The organism is Halolamina litorea (assembly GCF_026616205.1).
Lineage (GTDB): Archaea > Halobacteriota > Halobacteria > Halobacteriales > Haloferacaceae > Halolamina > Halolamina litorea.
In genome coordinates this window covers 1,022,064-1,035,875 of the sequence record NZ_JANHGR010000001.1, presented here as the reverse complement: position 1 = coordinate 1,035,875, position 13,812 = coordinate 1,022,064, and the positions used below count along the sequence as shown (strand labels likewise).

At 65.4% G+C, this 13,812-nt stretch carries 11 protein-coding genes; 4 read left to right on the top strand and 7 right to left on the bottom strand.

Features of this window, described 5'->3' with window-relative positions; genetic code table 11:
- Positions 1-126 precede the first annotated feature (126 nt).
- From NO998_RS05495 to NO998_RS05470, 6 genes are all read right to left on the bottom strand, one after another.
- Positions 127-2,940, bottom strand: coding sequence for a DUF7827 domain-containing protein (locus NO998_RS05495; RefSeq protein ID WP_267646066.1), 2,814 nt, complete (start codon positions 2,938-2,940; stop codon positions 127-129).
- A gap of 405 nt (positions 2,941-3,345) precedes the next feature.
- Positions 3,346-4,101 carry a VOC family protein gene (locus tag NO998_RS05490; protein WP_267646065.1) on the bottom strand — a complete coding sequence of 252 codons (756 nt, stop codon included), beginning with the start codon at positions 4,099-4,101 and terminating at the stop codon, positions 3,346-3,348.
- Positions 4,102-4,950: 849 nt separating this feature from the next.
- Positions 4,951-5,223 (bottom strand): DUF7520 family protein, encoded by a 273-nt coding sequence (locus NO998_RS05485; RefSeq protein WP_267646064.1) that lies wholly within the window; start codon positions 5,221-5,223, stop codon positions 4,951-4,953.
- Between the two features lie 598 nt (positions 5,224-5,821).
- Positions 5,822-6,058, bottom strand: coding sequence for a DUF6684 family protein (locus NO998_RS05480; RefSeq protein WP_267646063.1), 237 nt, complete (start codon positions 6,056-6,058; stop codon positions 5,822-5,824).
- Positions 6,059-6,126: 68 nt separating this feature from the next.
- Positions 6,127-6,435, bottom strand: a complete 309-nt coding sequence (locus NO998_RS05475) for a DUF7541 family protein (RefSeq protein ID WP_267646062.1) — start codon at positions 6,433-6,435, stop codon at positions 6,127-6,129.
- A 48-nt stretch (positions 6,436-6,483) separates the two neighbouring features.
- Entirely contained in the window at positions 6,484-7,515 is a 1,032-nt protein-coding gene (locus tag NO998_RS05470; protein ID WP_267646061.1) for an AI-2E family transporter, read from the bottom strand.
- 186 nt (positions 7,516-7,701) lie between these two features.
- Here NO998_RS05470 and NO998_RS05465 point away from each other — a divergent pair, with 186 nt between their 5' ends.
- From NO998_RS05465 to NO998_RS05450, 4 genes are all read left to right on the top strand, one after another.
- On the top strand, positions 7,702-8,814 hold the full coding sequence (locus NO998_RS05465) for an OBG GTPase family GTP-binding protein (RefSeq protein WP_267646060.1): 1,113 nt from the start codon (positions 7,702-7,704) through the stop codon (positions 8,812-8,814).
- A gap of 378 nt (positions 8,815-9,192) precedes the next feature.
- Positions 9,193-9,951, top strand: coding sequence for a GNAT family N-acetyltransferase (locus tag NO998_RS05460; RefSeq protein ID WP_267646059.1), 759 nt, complete (start codon positions 9,193-9,195; stop codon positions 9,949-9,951).
- 189 nt (positions 9,952-10,140) lie between these two features.
- Positions 10,141-11,145 carry a YeiH family protein gene (locus NO998_RS05455; RefSeq protein ID WP_267646058.1) on the top strand — a complete coding sequence of 335 codons (1,005 nt, stop codon included), beginning with the start codon at positions 10,141-10,143 and terminating at the stop codon, positions 11,143-11,145.
- Between the two features lie 39 nt (positions 11,146-11,184).
- Positions 11,185-12,534 carry an MFS transporter gene (locus tag NO998_RS05450; RefSeq protein ID WP_267646057.1) on the top strand — a complete coding sequence of 450 codons (1,350 nt, stop codon included), beginning with the start codon at positions 11,185-11,187 and terminating at the stop codon, positions 12,532-12,534.
- A gap of 25 nt (positions 12,535-12,559) precedes the next feature.
- On the opposite strand, the gene NO998_RS05445 is transcribed toward NO998_RS05450, so the two are convergent.
- The gene (locus NO998_RS05445; protein WP_267646056.1) at positions 12,560-13,807 is read right to left on the bottom strand and encodes an ABC transporter substrate-binding protein; all 1,248 of its coding nucleotides are present in this window, start codon (positions 13,805-13,807) and stop codon (positions 12,560-12,562) included.
- Positions 13,808-13,812: the final 5 nt, after the last annotated feature.

The following is a 13,812-nucleotide window of genomic DNA, read 5'->3' as shown; positions in this document are numbered from 1 at the left end:
AATCCCTTACCGTTGTGCGGATCGAGCGCACACGGCTGTCGCTATCGGGTGTGGCGCGTCGAAAGAAGTGAAAACGGGAAGACCGGCGTGAAGCCGGTGTTAGTTACGGCGGGTCGGGAGAGTCAGTTACTCTCGTCGACCGGCCAGCAGAGCGGCGGCGAGCAGGGCCACGAGGGCGACAGCGACGCCGAAGCCGGGCGTCGTCGTCGTCGTGGGTTCATCCGTCGGCTCGTCCGTCGGCTCGTCCGTCGGCTCAGCCGTCGGCTCGTCCGTCGGCTCTGCGGTCATCGTCGCGGTCGGCTCTGCAGTTGCCGTCGCGGTCGGCTCCGCGGTGGCCGTTGCCGTCGCGGTTGCCGTCGCGGTCGGCTCTGCAGTTGCCGTCGCGGTCGGCTCTGCGGTCTCCATTGCGCCAACCTGACCCTCCGCGTCGATCTGATCCTCGGCACCAGTCATGGTGAACGTGTCACCGTCGGAGGTGTCCGAGAAGTCAGCCGTGAACGTGAACGTACCGTCAGCGTTCACGGTCGTGGACGGGTTCTTGTAGAAGCCGGGGCTCACGTCCGCGCCACTGCGGATCGTCATCCGGATCTCAGTGCCCGGTGCGACCGAGCTCTGACCCGTGATGTTCTGGCCCTCAGCTGCCTCGACGGTCACCGGCGTGCTGTCGAGACTGTACGTACGCTCGACGATCTCGAACGTACCGTTGATGGACATCGGGTCGTCACCGACGAGCTTCTCGTCGTCGATGGTCACCGTTGCCTCGTAGGCTTCACCGTCGCGAACACCCTGGTCCACGGCGTTCTGCGAGCCGCGGTCGAACATTGCGTCCTCGGTATTCACAGCGATGTAGTAGGAGGAATTGTCCGAGTCAGCCAGCAGCTGCACTGCGTCTCCGGACTCGGAAATGTTCAGCACCTTCGTGTTGCGGTTGGCCCGCGTCGTCTCCTCGGTCTGCTCGACCGTGACGTTCAGGCCGCTACCAATTGTAGCCGAGAGGTTGTCGTTCGCGGCGACCAGACCTTCGATGCCGGTCGCGCTGAGCTGGTGGACAACCCAGTCGTCGCTCGCGATCGTCGTGTCCTGCGTCAGCGTTGCGTCGAAGACGTCAGCCGGGGCCGCCGAGCGGGGCGCCGTCCAGAGCTGGAAGCCCTCGACGGAGCCGGCGTTGATGCCCAGCGAGCTGAAGTCTGAGGCGCTGCTCTCGAAGACCTCTGTCGTATTGAGGTCTGCACCCGTTCGGACTGCGAGGTCGTACCCGCTCTGTGCGAGCAGGTCCTCGCCGCCGTTCAGGCTCGTGTTACCGTTCTGAGCGTAGGCGGTGTCGTCACCAGCGGCGGTGACGAACTCGGTGTCCGTGTCGCCAGCCAGGTACGTGTTGAACTGAATCGTGACCTGACCGTCGGAGTCGTTGTCGTAGAACGTAACGTTCGCGTTGTAACCCGACTGGGCCTCGCGACCGATGACGAGGGTACCCTCAGAGGCACCGCCAGTCAGTTCAACGTCGATCTCCGCGATGTCTCCCTGGTCGACCGAGTAGGAGCCCTGTGCGAACTCGACTGCGCCGACTGCAGCCTCGGTGACCGTCAGGGAGTCGCTTGCTTCGACACCGGTGGCCGTGTCGGTCACGACGACCGAGTAGTCACCAGTAGCGTACTGGTCAAACTCAACGGAGATCTCACCGTCCGAGTCGATTGTACGCGTGGTCGTTTCCTCAACTTCGTCGTCGCTGTTGAGAAGTTCGACCACAACTTCGCGGTCGATGTCGTCGGCCGAGACAGTCGCAGTCACGTTCTCCTCTGTCGTGACGTTGTCAGCCGAGACGGACAGCCCGAGGTCGTTCAGCTCAAGGTAGGTCGTGTCACCACCGGAGCCACCGAAGCGGGCGGAGTAGTTCCCCGTCTCGCCCCAGTCGTCCGTGTCGACGACGTAGACCTGACTACCAGTGCCAGTACCACGCGTGTAGCTGTTGATACCCGGGCCGTCGAAACGGACACTGGTCTCAACATTGTTAGCCTCGAACGCGACGTTCGAGCCGATGTAACCTTCAGTGGTGCCGCCACTCTGCTGCTCAACCGTGACAGGAGCGAAGCGGACCTCGTAATCGTCCGCGGCAACGGCGTTGCCACCGTCGTCCTGGAACGCGTCCTCAGCGATCGTCACGTTCTGGACGTTGCTGTAAACATTACCGGACGTGTTGAGAACGATGCGGGCGTCACCGTCATCGTCCTCGACCGAGGCCGTCGCGGTGCTACCGTCCGCAAGGTTGACAGTGACCTCCGAGGGTGCCGTCGAGATGCTTTCGTCGAAAGCAAGTTCGATGATGGCACCATCGTCGTTGTCGACATAGTGGGTAGCCTTACGGACCGAAGGTGCACCAGTCTGGGATCCGCTCGTCTCCTGGATGGTGATTGTCTGGACCGCTGCCTCACTGATGTCGGAGTTACCGCTATCCGTCACCGTAAGGGTGGCGTCCTTAGTGGTTTCTCCGTCAACGTTGCCCCAGTTGACCTGAGCGGTAAAGTTGACCGTCAGAGTCTGGTTGGTAGCGCTCGTGTCGGGAGAAACCGAGAAGGTGATCTGGTTATTAGTGCCGCCATTGGCGTCCGCGAGTGACGGACCACTGGTGGTACTAACAGTATCACCACTCTCGTTCACAATGGAGAAGTCGCCGCCACTCGGTGCAGCAGATATCTCTGCTTCGGTCGGCAGAGTCACCTCGAACGAGTCGGTGTTTCCGTCGTCACTAATATTCGATACTGTGAAGTTCACTGTATGATCCACCGTAGTGCCCTCATCCACCGTTGTATTGGTGAACTCGTTGAGGGTCGGTGAGTCAGCCGCAGCCGCAGTCCCGGTCAGCGCGACGGTCCCCGCGAAGACGGAGAAAACCATCAGCGCAGCCAGAACGATGCTGCGAATCTTGTCTGAGTTGTCTGTCATTGTTGTATTAGGGTTCCGCACTGCAAGCGGCGGCGCCAACTTCCCCGCCGAACGAATCGGATCGTACGGCGATACTCACTGTTGCCACCATGGGTAGGGGTGTTCGAAACAAGCGTAGCTCGTTATAAATGTCTTGTGGTGAACCAAGTGGCGTGTTACACCGTCACAACCCCTATATTGCCCGCGAGCGGCCGACTCAGGCGATGGGTTGCTTAAGTATCTTGTGTGCCAGTAGGGGGGCTTTATTGCCGTCGACGTCACCGACCAGCGTCGACGCCTCGCCCGCGGTGTGAGCATCGGCGCCGACTGAGGGTGATCGCGGTGCTCAGCAGGGTCGTTTCGTTCGCTGACCGTACTACGCACCGACACTACCGCCGAGAAACCGCGGAAAAGCGACAACCGGCCCTACTCCCGCGTGATCACTTCGACTTCGTGGCCGCCGAACGTCTTCGTGAAGGCGTAGTTGTAGTCACACGACTCCGGATCGCGGTAGTCCTCGGCCTCGCGGGTCATCAGCGTGCCCCAGAACTCCTCCAGGTCGTCACACTCGACGGCGAGGTGCCCCCACGCGTCGCCCATGTCGTACGTGCGCCCGTCGTAGTTGTACGTGAGTTCCACCGTCATCGCCTCCTCGGCGGCACCCTCGGGTGTGAGGAAGTAATTCGAGAAGCTGTCGGCCTCCCAGCGGCCGTCGGCCTGGTAGCCCATCTTCCGGGTCCACCAGCCGATGGCGGCGTCGGCGTCCTCGACGCGGATCATCGTGTGGTCGATGCTGTAGCGGGCGCCGTGGTCCCGTTCGACGATCTCGATCTCGTGGCCGTCGAGGTCTTTGACGAACGCGTAGCCGGGGTTCTCCGCGGGCGGGCGGTAGTCCTCGACGCCGCCGTCCATCAGCTCCTCGTAGGCTTCCTCGACGTCCTTGACGCGGACGGCGATGTGGCCCCACGCGTCGCCCATCTCGTAGGAGCGGCCGTCGTGGTTGTAGGTGAGTTCGAGGACGGCGCCCTCCTCGTGGACGTCCTCCGGGCCGAGATAGACGTTGGTGAACGTGTCCGCCTCCCATCGACCCTTCTCCTCGTAGCCCAGATGTGTGGTGTACCAGTCGAGCGTCTCCTCTAGGTCCTCGACCCGCATCATGACGTGGTCCAGCGTGTGGCTCATGCGGGCGAAACTGGGGCCGTAAGAGCGAAAAGCGTACCGAAGGCGGTGGAGAGCCGAGACATAAGCTTGGCTGATGGTCCGGATGGGGGCGCCGATGGATGTCACGGTGGGACGGCCTGTGGTTCATAGTCAGCGTTGTGCCGATATTGCGGAGTAGCGCCTTGCCGTCGGCATCTACGCGCTTCATAATCGGATTCGGCCTCCGCAAGGGGTGTACCTGGGACGTTTGCAGGATCCAATCAGGGGAGATATCCACGATGGGGGGAGTGTCGATCAAGAGATCGGGCGTCAGCGGCCGCGATAGCGTGTCTATACGGCAAACCGGTAGTTGAGGGAATCCGGGGGAGAAGAACGTAATCGATAGCGGGCAACCGATTATGAACGGAAATCAGCCCTTCTCAGTATGCATCGACGCCACCCGAAGAGGACCAGAACGAGGCCTTCGACGTCCAGACCTGCTAATACCGGAGGGTTCTCGATTTCCCGGGCCGGGTCATACCCACAGATAGTGGGCCACATATTGCTGTACTTGCGGGGATTTCGGCCGATTATGAGGGCTCGTTCGACCGGAAGCCGTGCTTGGAGACAGTCATAATCGGTTCGTTGCTAGCGTTTTTGTTGATGAATATCTCGACGGAACGCTTCTACTGAAATAGCGATCAGTGGTTAAGGCTATTAATTATCGATAATTCTCGACTGCCACAGCCACTGGCCAATGGAATGGCCTCTCTGGATATCGGTTCGAACAACCACATCGCCTGTACAACAACGACCGGCAAGTTGCCTCCGTGGGCCAGTAGTGGATATCCCCAGCGCGAGGAATCCCCGGCGTTCACGCCAGGGTGGATGTCATTCGGCGCGCGACGCCGCCTCCACTGCCACCAGCCCGACCCCGAGCAGCGCTCCCGTGGTCAGGCCGCCGTAGAGGGCGTAGCCGAGGGGCGTCGGCGGGAGCGCGAGGACGCTGACCAGCTGTGGCCCCCTGATCTCGGGTAGGAGGAGTGGAACGGTCGCCCCGACCCCGGCGCTGATGGCGACGACGGTGGCGACGATCGTCAGCACGACCCGGCGACCGCGGATCATCCGTGGTGGGTCGGGACCCTCGAGTACGCTGGCGCGCACGCCCCCGTGAGGTTTTGCCGGTCCGGTGCGAACCGGGCGGTATGAGCGAGACGGAGTTGTTGGGGCTGTTGCTGGGGGTCGTCGCGCTGCTGATGGCGGCAACGACGGTGGTTCTGGTGCTGTAAACTACCCCGCCCTACTCGCTCTCTCCCGCCTTGCGACGGTCGGTCACTCCTTGAGGACGGGGCTTTACCGCAACGACATTGTGCCCCGCGACCCCATGCAAGGACGCGGTCCGGCTTCCTCTTACCGTCCTCCCGTTGGCGTGGGCGCGTTTTTGACGCCTCCCACTTCGACCGACGACGAGGATTGTCCCGCCGATTTAATTCCCGGTGTCCTCGCGCTCTATCCCCAAGCTGGGAACGGGAGTTCAACCCGTTCGCGGTCGTCGTTCCCGAGTTCAGGATGCGGTACTTCCGCACCACGGGTGCCAGTTTACTGGTGGCACTTCCCGACCCCGACGTGTGCGAGGACGGCAGTATTACGAGATACCCCATGGGTGCTGTTAAATCTCTCTGAACGCGTTTCCTCTCCGCCCTAACGCTCGCTTCGCTCGCCCTTGAGGACGGAGGCTCTGCGTTACCGCATGCTGAGGCGGTCATTCCGCGTCAGCGTCGGGGTCGCCGTCGGCGACTGCGGCGCCGCTCTTGAGCGAGACCCACAACAGGAGCACGCCGAGGACGACGAGGAGACCGAACTGGATGGCCGACGCCAGCCCGAGTCGGCCCCACGGGCTGTACAGCAGGAACAGGCCGCCGAACAGCGCCATGATCACCAGCGGCACGAAGTTGACTGTCAGGTCAGCCAGCGTGTGTTTGTCCAGGCCCCGAGCCATGGCCGAGCCACTCACTCCCCGGGCATGAGGGTTGGGGTCGGTGCCGGTTCGGTCCGCTCGGGCCCGGTTCAGCGCCGATGGTCGAGGACTGCGAGCGGGAGCACCGCGACGGCGCCGATGACCATCGAGTAGCCACGGATCGGCAGCGCGACGGCCGCGGCGACGACGCCGAGCAGCGCGACGGCCGCGGCGACGACGGCCAGTAAGAACGGGCGTGATCGGCCGTAGCCCGCCTCGTCGATGGCGCCGGCGAGGCTGACGGTGAAGAAGACGACGCCGGGCGCCGCGATCGCCGCGAAGCCGAGGAAGACGCCGAGTTCAGCCATCGCCAGCCCGAGCGCGAGCGCGAGCGGCCACGGCGTCGAGTTGGTCGCCACATCGGTCGTTGGCGACGGGGAGTGAGGAAACTGCCGCTTCGTGGACGGCTACGTCGCCCCCTCGGGGTGGGAGCGCTCGCGGGCGAAGCAGTCGAGGGCGAGCTTCGCGGCCCCGAGTACGACCGGGCCGATGAACAGTCCGACCGCGCCGAACAGCACCAGTCCGCCGAAGATGCCGACGATGACGGTCGCGGAGTTGTACGCCTTCGTGTGACCGATCGTCGCGGGCCGGAGGTAGGAGTCGGAGAACATGATCAACAGCCCGTAGACGGCGACCGCGGCGGCGGCGGTCGGGCGCCCGACGACGATCAGGTAGCCCGACGCGGGCACCCACACCATGAACAGCCCCACGAGCGGGAGGAGCGTGAGGACGAACGCCATCACGGTGAGGAAGACGATCGCGGGCACGCCCGCGACGAACAGCCCCACGCCGAGCATCACCGACTGGATGGCAGCGACGGCGACGTTGCCGACGACTGACGCCCACATGAGTTCGTCGACGCCCTCGACGAGGTCGTCGAGCACGTCGTCGCCGACCGGGACCACCCACCGCCCCCACGCCATGAGGGACTCGCCATCACGGAGCAGCGCGAACAGCACGAACAGCGAGACGGTGATGCCGATGAAGAGGCTCGGAACCGTGCCGGCGAGGTCGAACGCGCCCGTGAGGAGCTGTCTGAGGCCATCGACGATCCGGTCCTGGTTGGCCTCGAACAGCCTCACCAGATCGACCTCGTAGCCGTTGGTCTCGAGGATCGACTCGATCGCTCGGAGATCGAACTCGCCGGCTCGGAACACCCGGACGATGTCGATGAGCTGTCGTGTGGCGACCGTGACGACGTACACCAGCGGCGCGAGCACGACCACGACGGTCCCGGCCACGACGGCGATGGCCCCCGTCGTCGGCTCGACGTGCTCCTCGACACGCTTCTGGACCGGGTACAGCATGTACGCGAAGACGACGCCGAAGAGGACGTACTGGAGGTACGGGAGGATCACGAGGAGACCGATCACCGCGCTCGCCAACGCGAGTGCCGTCAGCCCGGGGCGAGGGCCGGGAATCGTGGGATCGTCCGACATGGGGTCCGTTTCAGAAGCGGCCGCAAAGAGTCCGTTGGTGGGGACGGTCGGTCGCGGCGACGACGTGATGGGGTGAGGACGGACGACGCTCCCGGCGCCGACGGCCAGCATTGCGCCCCGGCGAGCCCTCGTCGTGGCTGATGGGAAAGAACAACTTTAACGACGCCGACGGCGGATTTCCGACCGATGGGACTGGAGGAGGAGATCGAGGAACTCCGCGAGGAGATCGCCAACACGCCCTACAACAAGTCCACGGAGAGCCACATCGGGCGTCTGAAGGCTAAGCTCGCGGAGAAAAAGGAGAAACTACAGAACCAGTCCTCCTCCGGCGGCGGCCACGGCTACGCCGTCGAGAAGACCGGCGACGCCACGGTCGCGCTGGTGGGCTTTCCCAGCGTCGGCAAGTCGACGCTGATCAACGCGCTCACCAACGCCGAGAGCGAGACCGGCGAGTACGAGTTCACCACGCTGGACGTGAACCCGGGGATGCTCAAACACCGCGGGGCGAACATACAGATCCTCGACGTGCCGGGGCTGATCGAGGGTGCTGCCAGCGGCCGCGGGGGCGGACAGGAGGTGCTCTCGGTCGTCCGAACCGCCGATCTGGTGGTGTTCGTGCTCTCGGTGTTCGAGATCGACCAGTACGAGCGCCTCTCGGAGGAACTCTACCAGAACAAGATCCGGCTCGATACCGAGCCGGCGAGCGTGTCGATCACCAAGAGCCACACCGGCGGCCTCCGGGTCACCACGAGCGACTCGGTGAGCATGGAGCACCAGACGATCAAGGACGTGCTGCGCGAGCACGGCTACGTCAACGCCGAGGTGACGGTCCGGGGCGACCCTTCGATCGACGAACTGATCGACGCGATCATGGACAACCGCGTCTACCTGCCGTCGATCGTCTCGGTCAACAAGGCCGACCTGATCGACCCCGACTACCTGCCGACGGTGAAGGAGGACCTCCGGAGCCACGACATCGACCCCGAGACGGCCATCTTCATCTCGGCCGTGGAGGAGCGCGGTCTCGAAGGGCTCAAAGAGCGGATCTGGGAGGAACTCGGCCTGATACGGGTCTACATGGACAAGCCCGGCCGCGGCGTCGACTACGAGGAGCCGTTGGTGCTCCCGCCGGAGTCGACCGTCGAGGACGCCTGTCTGGACATCGGCGGCGACGAGTTCCTGAACCGCTTCCGGTTCGCGCGGGTGAGTGGGCCGTCCGCGAAACACAACGACCAGCAGGTGGGGCTACAGCACGAACTCGCCGATGAGGACGAACTGCGGATCATCGTTCGGAAATGACGCCTGGCCGACTGTCCGGCATCAGTACAACGAACCTATCCGGGGGCTGTTGTACTACGCCTGGTCAACGAGTGACTGCAGCCGGACGGCTTCTTGCGTTATCTCGCGGAAGTACTTGACTCGCCCTTCGTACAGACGTTGTGTGCCGGTCATGGTCGTATAGTCGACGAGAGAATTCGCACAACCCCAAAGCGGCTGGTTCGTCCGCTATTTGTCTGATTTGCACTTGCCTACAGAGCGCCTAGTGGACGAACGTGATTAGGGGTTTCTCAACGCCGTACACGGCGGGGATCCTGGTCTATTCACCCCCTATGACTGCCCCTCACGACAAGCCCAGACGCGGCAAAGCTTCAACACGTGTGGGTCCCAGTACCACGCATGGACATCCGCGCAGGCACCCGGAGCGATTTCCCCGGCATCAGGGACGTGGCGGACCGCTCGTTGGCCGCCTCGTACGCCGACGTGATCGACGCCGACGCCCGGAAACAGGCGATCGAGTCGTGGTACGGAACCGAGGACGGCCCACCGACCCCGCTCGAGGAGGAGGTGGACGACGAGCGGACCGTCATGCTCGTCGCCGAGAACGGGGACGGGATCGTCGGCTTCGCCCAAGCGTACCGCTCGGGCGACGTGGGCCGAATCGAGTGGATCCACGTCCATCCCGAGCACCGCGACGCCGGGATCGGCGACGACCTGCTCGCGCGCGTCGAGAGCGTGCTGGTCGACGCGGGGGCCAAGCGGATCGAAGCGCGCGTGATCGAAGCCAACGAGGAGGGCCGCGCGTTCTACGAGGAACACGGCTACGAACTCCACGACAGCCGGGACGTACGGATCGGTGACGATGACGTCGCCGAACTCACGCTGGTCGCGACCACCGAGACCGTCCCTGCGGGCACCGAACGGCAGGGTACCGACGAGGGCCGCGTGGTCGTGATCGCCACCGACGAGAGCGAACACGGGACGAAGGGGCCGTTCCACCCCACCTACGTCGACGAGGCCCGCGAACAGCGCCTCGGGTGGCACTGTGGCGCTTGCGACAGCCTCAACGTGAACATGGGGACGATGGGCGAGATCGTCTGTGGCAACTGCGGGAACCAGCGCCGGCCGCGACGCTGGGACGCCGCCTACGGCGGGTGAGCGTGTTCGGGTCGGTCGTGGCGACGACCGTACCGACAGCGCAAGCCGTTTTACCGGGACCACCGACCTTCCAGTCGTGACTGACGCCGACGACGTAGCGCGCCGATGGATGGAGCTGGGCGAGGGCTGGCAGGCCGTCCTCCTGGGCCTGCTGTTCGTGCTCGCCGTCCGGCTCGGACTCACGATCCCGTGGTGAGCGTGCGCCGGTCGCTCCTCCCCGGACTGGCGCTCCTGCTCGGTCTCGGCCTCGCCGCGCGGCTGCTCGGAAGCGTCACCCCCGCGAACCACCTCGTGCTGGCGATTCTGCTCGGCCTCGTCGTCGGCAACACGGTCGGCGTTCCGGGAATCGTCCGCGCGGGCGTGGGCACGCACAAGCTCTGGCTCAAAACCGGGATCGTGCTCACCGGCGCGAGCGTCGCGCTGGACCGCGTCGCCGCCGCGGGCCCGCAGGTCCTGTTGCTCGTTGCCGGCGCCGTGACGGCAACGATCCTCCTCGTCGAGGGGCTGGCCCGGGTCGCGTTCCGGATCGACGACGAGACGGGGTCGTTGCTGGCCGCCGGCTCCGGCGTCTGTGGCGTCTCGGCAGTCGTCGCCGTCGCCGAGAGCATCGAGGCCGACGAGGCGGCGGTCGCCTACGCGGCGACGACGATCCTGCTGTTCGACGCGCTCACGCTCGTCGCCTACCCGCTCGTCGGCGCCGCCCTCGCCCTCCCCGACCGCGTCTTCGGGGTCTGGGCCGGCCTCACGATGTTCAGCACCGGGCCGGTGGCGGCCGCGGGCTTCGCGGTGTCCGAGACCGCCGGCGAGTGGGCGGTCCTCGTGAAACTGACGCGGAACGCCGCCATCGGCGTCGTCGCCGTGGGCTACGCGGTGCTCTACGCACGCCGTCGGGAGCACGGCGACGACAGCACCGATAGGGGCCTGCTCGTCCGCGTCTGGGAGCCGTTCCCGAAGTTCGTCGTCGGCTTCGTCGCCGTCGTCGCCGTCGCCAACCTCGGCCTGCTGAGCGAGGCGGGGATCACGTCGCTCGGGAACGCTGCCGACTGGCTGTTCCTGCTCGCGTTCGCCGGGCTCGGCATGGAGATCCGACTCGACGACCTCCGGGAGACGGGCTACCGGCCGGTCCTGGTCGTGCTCGTGGCGCTGCTCGCGGTCTCGTCGCTCGGACTGGCGGTGGTGCAGGCGGTGTTCTAACCAGTAGCTATTCGTCGCCCTCGCAAGAACGGCCACCCGATGACCACCGACGAGCGCGAGCCAACGGTTCGGGACCAGTTCCGGCAGTTCTTCGCGCTGGAACGGGACGTGCTCGTGCTCTCGCTGGCGATGTTCGCGTTCAGCCTCGGCTTCCAGATGACCAACCGCTACCTCCCCGAGTACCTCGTCGCGCTCGGCGCCTCGGGGTTCCTCGTCGGCCTCTACGGGACGCTCGGCAACGTGATCTCCGCAGTCTACCCCTACCCCGGTGGCGCGATCTCCGACAGGCTCGGGTCGCGCTACGCGCTGACGCTGTTCGGGCTCGTCTCGACGCTCGGATTCGGGATCTGGCTGGTCGCCCCCGCTATCGGGCCGATCGCCGTCGGGAGCCTCACCCTCGACCCGTGGCTCTGGGTCTTCGTCGGACTGCTGTTCGCTCAGGCGTGGAAGTCCTTCGGGCTCGGCGCCACGTTCGCCGTCGTCAAGCAGGCAACCGCGCCCTCGAAGCTCGCCGCGGGCTTCGCGAGCACGGAGACGTTCCGCCGGACGGCCTTCTTCATCGGTCCCGTGCTCGCGGCGGCACTCATCGGCCTCCACCCCGACTTCACCGTCAGCTTCCGCTACGTGCTCGCCGTCGGCGTCGGCGGCGGCGCGGTGGGAACCGTCGTGCAGCATCTCCTCTACGACCCGAGCGGCGACACCATCGGCGACTCCTTCGGCGGGGTCTCACAGGTCCGCGCCGACCTTCGGGAGATGCCCGACGAACTCCGGCCGCTGCTGATCGGCGACACGCTCGTCCGCTTCGCCAACGGGATGGTGTACGTCTTCTTCGTGCTCGTGGTTACGCAGTTCTACGAGGTGGGGTTCGACGCGACGCTCGCCGTTTTCGGCGCCTCCTATGCGGTTTCCCTCTCGCCGGCGGCCTTCTTCGGCTACCTGCTCGGCGTCGAGATGCTCGTCGCGCTGGCGACGATGGTGCCGGCCGCGAAACTGGCCGAGCGGGTCGGGTTGAAGCCCGTCGTCGCGTTCGGCTTCCTCGTGTACGGCGCGTTCCCCGTGGTGCTGATCTACGGTCCCGAGGTACTCGCGCCGGCGATGTCGCTCCAGTGGGCGATGGTGGCGCTGTTCGCGTTCTCGGGGCTGCGCTTCGCGGGCCTGCCCTCGCACAAGGCACTGATCGTCGGCCCGGCCAAGCAGGACGCCGGCGGGCGCGTGACGGGGACGTACTACCTCCTCAGGAACACGGTCGTCATCCCCAGCGCGGCGGTCGGCGGCGCGCTCTGGGAGTTCGTCAGCCCCGAACTGGCGTTCGCCGTCGCCGCCGTCGTCGGCGTCGCCGGGACGGCGTACTTCCTCGCGTTCGGCGAGGAGTTCGAAGCGTACAGGTAGGAAAAACGGCTGTCTGTCGGCCGATCTACTCGCCGCCGACGATGTCCGCGACACGCTGGCGGTCGAACAGGCGCTCGCCCTCGGGGATCTCCGGGTACGACTCGCCCTGCGTGTATCCCGGCCACTCGCCGAACTGCTCGGGGTAGAGCTGTTTGGCAGTCATCTCCAACTGGAAGAGGTTCATCAGCGGCCCCTGCACGGGGTGGCCGCCGGCGTAGATCCGGCCGTTCTGTGACGCGGTGAGGTCGCCGCCGACGGGGTGGTCAGCGATAGTCTGCCGGATGTCGCCCACGTCGTAGTAGGAGTTGATCCCGTAGCGGTGGAGAATCACGTCGGGGTCGATCTCCAGTAGCTGCTCGTAGTCGTAGGCCGTCTGGTAGCTCACGTCGCCGCCAGCGAGGGCGTCGGTGGCGCCGAGGGGCCGGACGTGGGCGTTGCTGAACCCCGCGGTGTTGATCTTCGAGGGGTAGAACGTGTCGCTCATGAAGATGACCGAGGCGACCGTCGGGCGCTCGCTCTCGGGGGGCAGGTCGGCCTCGATCGTCGCCGTGAGGTCGGCGTGGACGGTGGCGAGTTCCTCGTAGGTCGAGCCCGCACGGAACACGTCGGCGACGCTGTCCGCGATCTCCCAGAGCGTGTAGTACTCGTAGTCGTCGGCACACGCCTCGGGCGGCTCGGTGTTGCGCCGACTGAGGGTGTTGCCGAACCACGGCGCGACGCTTTCGGTCTCCTCGATGTCCGCTTCCTCCCAGCCGTCGAAGCTCATCACCAGACACGGGTCGACGAGGTGGAGGTCCGAGTCAAGTTCGTAGACCAGTTCCTTGTCGATCGTGACGCCGCTGTTGCCGCTGTTTAGCTGTTCGATCCCCTCGTGGTCGAACGAGACGCCCGGCAGGCGCTCGTAGTAGGCGTCGAGGGTGTTCCCGCCGGCTTCAGCGCTGAATCCGAGGGAGTTCACGGCGTCGCCGTGGCCGTAGGCGACGGCCATGTCGGCGTAGATGAGGCTGTACACCATCACGCTCTCGGGGACCGCCGAGAACTCGACCTCGCCGGCCGGTGCCATCGACGCCGTGTAGCTGCTCGGCGTCGCGGTGTTGTCGTCGGTGGGCTGGTCGGTTCCGTCGGCGGGCGTCCCGTCCACGGGTGTTCCGTCGTCGCCGGCTGGCGTGTCGGTGCCGTCGCCGCCGGTACAGCCGGCGAGCAGGCCGGCCCCGGCGAGGGCGCTTCCGTAGGTGAGATACTCGCGTCGTGTCGGGTGGGAGTCGTCGGTCATGGTTG